Below are 7503 nucleotides of genomic sequence, written 5' to 3' on the forward strand. Positions count from 1 at the left end.
TGGATGCAGCGTTTTATGCTGCAGACGGGGTAGTCGGTTCTATTCCCCTTCCTCGAAGGGGTGGATGCGGCGNTTTGTGCTGCAGACGGNGGTAGTCGGTTCTATTCCCCTTCCTCGAAGGGGTGGATGCAGCGTTTTATGCTGCAGACGGGGTAGTCACTCTTTAATTTGCTAAAAGCAAATTGATTCACTCACAGTATACTACTAAAGTATACACCACAACAAAAACAAAACTAATTTTCCCACTCAAACACCACAAAACATCGAATTATCCGGCAATAAAACAAGCTCTTGCAAAAAGGTATACGAAATAGTATACACCTCAAAAACCCCATATTTTTAACTAAAACATCAAACATAAACACCACCAAACAACGATACACAGTAAAATATAAACGCTTCACATCTCAGCTTATCCTTAACTTTTATACCCATTTCACCAAAAAAGTCTATCGGAGATAACATAAGTATACCATTTTTATCTTTCTCAGATGAGCTGTTGAAATTAAAATTTACCTCAAAAAGGGGAATTTAAGCTAATTCCCCTTCCTCGAAGGGGTGGATGCAGCGTTTTATGCTGCAGACGGGGTAGTCACTCTTTAATTTGCTAAAAGCAAATTGATTCACTCACCGTATACTACTAAAGTATACACCAAAACAAAAACAAAACTAATTCTCTCGCTAAAACAACACAAAACACCAAAATATCCGGCAATAAAACAGTCTCTCCTAAAAAGGTATACAAAATAGTATACACCTCAAAAACCCCATATTTTTGACTAAAAAATCTAACACAAACGCCATCAAACAACAACTAACACAAAAAAGTAACGAATTCAATCTCGATTTTTCCCTCAACTTTTATACTCATTTTACCAAAAAAGTCTATCGGAGATAACATAAGTATACCATTTTTATATTTCTCGGATGAGTTGCTGAAAATGAAATTCTCCTTCCTCGAAGGTGGAAATATAATAAAAATTCGCCTTCTGTGAAGGTAAATCAAAAGCAACTAAATCATTCATGGATGAAATGGAAATAACTCATGAGTTTGGATACAAGAACAATCCTAATTCACAAGCATTCATTGAATCACACCATTCAAGTCTTGAAAGAGAGTTTGTTCAACTGAATTCTTTTGAAAATATTGAAGATGTTTTTCAAGCTTACAANGCATATATGTTCTTTTATCATAACTTAAGACCACACGGTTCTTTGAATTATATGACACCTAGTGAATTTAGTAGAACCTTTTCTGATGATAATAATTTTTTTAATTCCAAAACCATTTTTGTGAAAAAGTAAGATTTCTTTATTTATTCTCCAATAACTGGGGGTGAGGCTGCTCATCTTTAGATTTCCTTTTATACTTCGCACTACCATGTCCTCTATGTTTTGAAAGCGGCTCCTCGCATTTATGTATTATTTCCCCAGTAGTTTTATCCTTTACAATTTCCTTATAATAGTCATCCTTTCGGTTTATATGCCTTTTTATATGAGACCATTTCCCAGATTTTCTATATAAGTCATCTCCAACTTTAAATTCTTTGACAGGCCTCCTAAATCCATTTTCTTTTATTTTTCCTTTAATTTGATCGTGCAATTCTATTTTGTCTTCGAGAATTACTACTATATTCCTTTTCTTACCGCCACAGTTTGGGCAAACTTTATCATCTTCGGGTAATTTTTCTCTACAATCTTTACAGTATATCTCTTTCATCTTCGATGTCTTTCTCCCCCTCGTATAATAGTAAATTGAGAAATACATTTTTCCTTGGTCCTAAGATAGACTTTTTCTTTTGTTTTTTTATTCTTTTTTCTTTCATTCTTCTCCAATCTCCATAAGGGATAATTACGTCATTATATAATGATTTCTCTGTTTTCCTAATTTATTATTTATTTTCTCATCATTTTTCTCGCAAAAATCGCTATTAAATATGCAGATAAGAAAACACCGACAAAAGATATAATTCCTGCTAAAACTCTCATCCAATTACCTACTGGAATAAAATCACCATACCCTAAAGTAAAAAAAGTAATTATTGTAAAATATAAACTATCTCCGAAAGATATGTGATTATTAATATTTGTAAGTTCTTTTGTATCATATGAATATTCCAAACTATTGGGAATAATATTTGCTGAAATAAATACTATTATAGAAAAAAATAATACAAAACCTATCATTCTTCCGATTATTTTAGAATAACTCTCCCCGTAATTACTTATGTTAAATATAAAGTTTTCTAAACTCCTAAAAAGTTTTTTTATAAATATGTTTTTTTTGAAGATTTCAAAAGATTTATTAAATATATTATCAATAAATAAATCTATTTTTCCAATATAACTCTTTTTATATTTTATCTTTTTATATTTACTATTGAAATAATCTTCTATATCATACATTTTATTTTCATTAAATATTTCATTTGTTAAAGAAATATTAATTATTAAATATTCATCTTTTTTATCATTTGAAAATTTGTTAATATTAGATCCAGTTTCTTTATTTTTATTATAAAAGTTTTTATAAAAACAATCATATATGTCAAGAAGTTTAGTCTGATTACCATAATTAATTATTTTATTAAACAAAATATCTAAACTCATTCTTTTTAAAATATCATATTTTTTAGCTATTACAAACTTTCCCATGTTAAGGAAATTAGTGAAATCAATTATATCTAAATCATCAAAATTATAATTAAATTTAAAAACTTTATTATTATAACTTTTATCAAAATCAATATTTTGTACTAATTCTGGATTAAAATAAAAATATGTATCAAAAATCGATTCATAAAAAGAAATTAAATTATATTTCCCATTTGAAAATGTAGTTTTATATGAGTTAAAAATGCAATTTTTAAATATAATATTATCTATATTTTCTTCTATATTTCTATTATAATATAATTGCATAGTATTAGATGAAAAATAAACACTTTCAAATTTGGCATAATTTATTTTACAATTATTAATTCTAAAATTATTACCTTCAAAATATGTTGAGGAGGATATATCAATTTTATTTAAATAAGATGCTTCTAATATAAAAGATTTTTTTATTGATGAAAGCTTGATCAAAAGTTTACCTACTTCTGTTTTGGTCATTTTTAATTCTGATATATTTGTTTCGATCATTTTTAATTCTAATATATAGGTATCATCAAAAAATATCTCTTTAATAGTATTTTCAGAAATAAAGAAATCATCAATCAAACATTTATGAAAAGAAATATTATTTATCATCTCAAATCCTTCTAATTTTATATCTATTAAATTAGAATATACTTTCATAAACTCTTTCTTAGAATTGTTTACATTTAAAATATCTAAATTCTGAAATTTAATACTTTCAAAATTTACATTTTTTATAATATATTGTTTATCTTCTTCAAAAAAAATTTTTAAATCGCTAACTTCTTTCAAATTAAAAATTACTTTATCAGCATGTTTTATATCAACCGATTTAATTGAGCAATTTTGAAACTCTAAAAACTCTAAATCTTCGAATACTATTTTTTTATTAATTTCTATGTTATTAAAAATAATTTGTTTTATTTTATTTTTATTAATTAGTTCAATTGCTTTTTCAATATTCTTCTGTATTATTCCTTTAAATTCTTCCTTCTTTTTATTACAATTTTTTTTAATATCCGATTTAGTTATTAAAAAACAATAATCTTTATTATTATTATTATTATTTATTTCTTCTAAACTCAAATTATCAAATATATCTATACAAATACACTTATTAGTCATAATTCTCCCTCCTATACTTCAAAAAATCTTATAACCATAAATTTTTATTTTACCATTTACAAGATTCTCATTGGAGTATTCTGCCGAGCTTAAACTCTATACAGTGGCATCAAAAGCTATTTTGGGTAACTATAAAACTGTGCCAAAATCCAAGGATATCCTTAAACAACTAGATGAACTTCAAGTAAAAAAGAATACCCTCATGCAAGAGTATTCTAAGTCAAATCAATTGTTTTCTGAGCTTATAAATTATCAGAAGAACTATGATAAACATATGGGAAGAGAAGTAGAGAGATAAGTTCTATCCCTACCAAGTACTTGGCTTATTTTCAATTCCATATTCAATAAGGTCTTGAATGTTTTCTTCTATGTCACGGTAAACATATTTGCTAGTTTTATGTTCAGATTTAAAGCACTTTACATGCTTTGATAGGTCAACGCCTGGTATATAAACATGGTCAAATGGATTATCTCCTTCATCGTCTTGCTCTCCCGACGAATTTTCTAGCTTATTAATATAAATACCGACAATCCCCTTATTCAATTCATAAGCCTTTTTTATTTCATAGTTTATCCATTTTCTATTAGATGTCTTTGCTCCGATAAGAACAACCAGACATGATCTTTTAGCCATTTGTTCATCTATCCAAGCTTCTATTTTTGAATCGCCTTCTTCTTTAACTTCTTCCCAATCATTCGCGGAAAAAGTCGAACTTTCGGATACTTTGCCCATATTTTTTATTTGAGCCGCTCTCCAGCTATCGTTATCATAATGAAAGCTGAAAAAAACTTGTCTTTTTGTCATTTTAAGATTCCTCCTCATTAAGTATATTAACTGCTTTTATAATATCACCAACTAAATTACTAATATCAGAAAAATCATTGCCAACCAATTTTAAAATATCATCATTATCATCTGGCTTTAGCTTTTCAATCTCTAGATTATATATTTTGGATGCTGCACCACCTGTACAATTAACTGGTAAAGAAACCAATCCCAGCTTATCAGCGATTTCATATTCTTCTATAACACCATTAGCTTCAATCTCATCTTGCTTATTGCCAAATAAATAAATAGCTATCCCACATTTTTCTATCATCATATGTCTATAATCCGAATAGAACCTATGAAGTGAATCATCATCACTTGCTTCTAATGGAAATGGCATCAATGTTAGAAAATCATTGATATCTTTTGTTTTTGATGAATAACAATATCTTGCAACTCCATTAATTACAAATGTCCCAATCCCTAAGCCATATCCATTAACAATATGATATCCTTTGCTGACTAATTGATAAGCAAGCTCCGATACAAGACTTTTGCCAATATCATCACCTAACTTTGCATAATCAAAAGTACTTCCTGATATAAATATGGTTTTTCTTCTAAACTTATTGACTAATGTTTGCAGAATTTCTGTAATTTCAGAATAATCATCTATTAAACAAGTATGAATACCATATCTTTTTAAATCTTGGATTTGTAGTTCTTGCTTGATTTTAGCATATTCATCATTGTCAGATTCCCTTTTCATTACGCAATAGTGCTGACGGGTTCCATGTTCATCTAATAAAACTCTTAGTCGAGCAATGACATAATTAAAATTAGGATCAGTAAAACTAAATCCTAAAAACAAAAATGTTTTTGTCAATAAATCCCCTTCTAAGACTTCTCTAAATAGTTTCCTATCAACATATCCATAATTTTCATAATCAGTTCTTGTGAAGACTGCCTCACTTGGATAACTAGCATCACCATGCATTTTATAAACAACAGCATCAAAAGACTTATTTGTTCCTCGCAATTGTTCATCTTTTGTTTTAACGTTCGGTAATTTTCTGTTCTCTTCTAAGGATTGCTCAATCAATCGATCATAATTTGTCGTCCAATAAGTGCTTATCGGTAATTGAGCCAATAACATGTGGTTTTGAGTCGGATTTGTCAATGCTACAAAATTTCTAGTTATTAAATCATCTATCCCTGTTCTATTTTTTGCATTGCAATAGTACTGTGCCAGACTTACCAAGTCATATTCTTTATCGACATTCAGACCAATCTCAATAGCAGGTTCTCTTAAAAGCTCTTTCCAACCTGTAAATCCGGCAGGAATAGAGAAACCCGCTCCTATAAAAGCAGCTAATTCTTCGCTTAAAATAGAATCGTAAAGCTTTTTTATTAAGAAGTTCTTAGATATCTCGCCATCAATCATATAATTCCCCCTCGTATAATTAAATTGAGAAACACATTTTTGTACCTCTTTATTTGCAACTTTTCCTACATTTTTATTTTACCATTTACAAACATTGTAAAATTAAGAAACGAAATAAACGAACTCACAAGTAAATTATACAATATTCAATTAAGAAAAAATAATTCTAACTTCAATGACATTAATACGACCCAACCAGTTCACTCTTTCAATGACAATCAATTATGATCTAATACGAATCTACCTATTATTATTTTTTTCTTGAAATTTTCTTTTATTGATTTCGAATTCTTCATATCTTTCTTCAATCTTTTCGCAGTCTTCTATTTCAGCAGATTCTGGTGTATAAGAGACAATTTTTATAAATGCATTTCCATTTACTAAGCTAGAAAAATCCTTCTTTATTATTTCTATGCCCCTGGTAATTTTACTTAAAGAAGACGTATCTAACTGCGACAACCCTTTAAACTGAGAAAAACTTATATTAAATGATTCTCCATATCGCTTTCTAGAAGCATCATTATTATAAGGCCCCGTTCCTACATTTATCAAAATCATATCAATCCATCCAATATAATCTTCTCTTTGTTGAATAAAAACACATATTTTAGATTCTGTTTAAACTTTCCTCATCTTTTTTGTTTCTGAAACAAGCTCTCATGTCAGTACAGCATATACTACAGTTGCTGAAGATACTAACCCCGAAAACAAAACAGGAAACGCACCTATGTAAGATTTTAAACCTCAAGCAACCTTACAAGAAATTAATACTTCAAAAAAAGGTATACGAAATAGTATACACCTCAAAAACCTCATATTTTTGACTAAAAAATCAAACACAAACGCCACCAAACAACGATACACAGTAAAATATAAACGCTTCACATCTCAGTTTTTCCATCAACTTTTATACTCATTTTACCAAAAAAGTCTATCGAAGATAACATAAGTATACCATTTTCTACTTCTCATATGAATTGCTTAAAATGAAATTTCTCCTTCAAAAAGGGGAATTAGAAACAACACCACCATCAAAGAGATGCTCCTGTTAATCGAAAAGCGTACCAAAAAGCCCACAACTGAGAAGATAAAACGAACTGGTTCAATTTTTATTTGGTATTAGCACAAGGTATATTCTATTTCGAATTCTCTCTTTTTCTTGGAAAAGAGAAAGAAGAAAGATCCATGTTATACTCATATGGTATATAATCTATTTAGCAGGAGGATACACTTTTCAATTAGTATTAGCAACTTTGAATAAAATAAATAAAAACTATATTATGATATACTACATAGTGAAAATATAATATCTTGTGTATACTGTAGAGCATAAAAACTAGATTTAACTAATCACTCATTATTGAGTTTTATTTTTTGAACTTTTTAATCACTAGAGCTCTTAATTATTTTTTTCATTTAAAAGTCAATACTCGGATTTACAAAAAATAGAATTAAGAATTAGAAACATTTGAAAATAAATCAACTTTTTCTTTTAGTCTGTAAGATTCACCTTTTATTGAAATCA

General features: G+C 28.3%; 7 protein-coding genes and 2 pseudogenes. 3 read left to right on the forward strand and 6 right to left on the reverse strand.

From position 1 onward, the window contains the following. Window positions 1-1035: 1035 nt before the first annotated feature. Together PW5551_RS10630 and PW5551_RS10710 are read left to right on the forward strand one after the other, a co-directional pair. Window positions 1036-1172: pseudogene (locus PW5551_RS10630) on the forward strand (IS3 family transposase); the annotation flags it as partial. 1 nt (window position 1173) lies between these two features. Further along, window positions 1174-1305, forward strand: a pseudogene (locus tag PW5551_RS10710) (hypothetical protein); the annotation flags it as partial. A gap of 7 nt (window positions 1306-1312) precedes the next feature. Here PW5551_RS10710 and PW5551_RS09835 read toward each other — a convergent pair. The 3 genes from PW5551_RS09835 to PW5551_RS09840 form a co-directional block, all read right to left on the reverse strand. Continuing rightward, window positions 1313-1720, reverse strand: coding sequence for a zinc ribbon domain-containing protein (locus PW5551_RS09835; protein WP_113075601.1), 408 nt, complete (start codon window positions 1718-1720; stop codon window positions 1313-1315). Beyond that, window positions 1701-1826: a hypothetical protein gene (locus PW5551_RS10715; RefSeq protein WP_255420141.1), complete on the reverse strand. Its 126-nt coding sequence runs from the start codon at window positions 1824-1826 to the stop codon at window positions 1701-1703. Before PW5551_RS10715 ends, PW5551_RS09835 begins: the two co-directional genes overlap by 20 nt. Before the next feature lie 70 nt (window positions 1827-1896). Beyond that, a complete protein-coding gene (locus PW5551_RS09840; RefSeq protein ID WP_113075602.1) occupies window positions 1897-3765 on the reverse strand; it encodes a potassium channel family protein in 1869 nt (622 codons plus the stop codon). Window positions 3766-3904: 139 nt separating this feature from the next. On the opposite strand from PW5551_RS09840, the gene PW5551_RS09845 reads away from it, so the two are divergent. Further along, the gene (locus PW5551_RS09845; RefSeq protein WP_158526185.1) at window positions 3905-4063 is read left to right on the forward strand and encodes a hypothetical protein; all 159 of its coding nucleotides are present in this window, start codon (window positions 3905-3907) and stop codon (window positions 4061-4063) included. A 9-nt stretch (window positions 4064-4072) separates the two neighbouring features. Here PW5551_RS09845 and PW5551_RS09850 read toward each other — a convergent pair whose 3' ends face one another. The 3 genes from PW5551_RS09850 to PW5551_RS09860 form a co-directional block, all read right to left on the reverse strand. Next, window positions 4073-4570 carry a TIR domain-containing protein gene (locus tag PW5551_RS09850; protein ID WP_113075604.1) on the reverse strand — a complete coding sequence of 166 codons (498 nt, stop codon included), beginning with the start codon at window positions 4568-4570 and terminating at the stop codon, window positions 4073-4075. A 1-nt stretch (window position 4571) separates the two neighbouring features. Beyond that, window positions 4572-5978, reverse strand: coding sequence for an SIR2 family protein (locus PW5551_RS09855; RefSeq protein ID WP_113075605.1), 1407 nt, complete (start codon window positions 5976-5978; stop codon window positions 4572-4574). Between the two features lie 240 nt (window positions 5979-6218). Further along, a complete protein-coding gene (locus PW5551_RS09860) occupies window positions 6219-6536 on the reverse strand; it encodes a hypothetical protein (RefSeq protein ID WP_113075606.1) in 318 nt (105 codons plus the stop codon). Window positions 6537-7503: the final 967 nt, after the last annotated feature.

The organism is Petrotoga sp. 9PW.55.5.1, from assembly GCF_003265365.1.
Lineage (GTDB): Bacteria > Thermotogota > Thermotogae > Petrotogales > Petrotogaceae > Petrotoga.